A 226-nucleotide genomic window follows, 5' to 3' on the forward strand; every position below is an offset into this window, starting at 1 on the left:
GTTGACGATCAGCAGTGCGCTGGTGTCCCCGGCGGCGGGCGAGGTGCTCAGCGTGGTGATCGCCGGGGTTCCGGCGGGAGCAGTGCTGTCGGCGGGCCGCGACAACGGCGACGGGACGTGGACGTTGGGCGTGGCCGACCTGTCGGGCCTGACGCTGACGCCGCCGGCCGAGTTCAGCGGCAGCCTCGGGCTGACCGTGACGGCGACGGCGTCGGTGAACGGCACG

Annotated in this window: 1 protein-coding gene; it reads left to right on the forward strand. The window is 73.9% G+C overall.

From position 1 onward, the window contains the following. Positions 1-226, forward strand: a 226-nt coding sequence (locus EJ913_RS32060) for a hypothetical protein (protein ID WP_185910050.1), incomplete at both ends; no start/stop codon positions are given.

This window comes from Azospirillum doebereinerae, from assembly GCF_003989665.1.
GTDB lineage: Bacteria > Pseudomonadota > Alphaproteobacteria > Azospirillales > Azospirillaceae > Azospirillum > Azospirillum doebereinerae.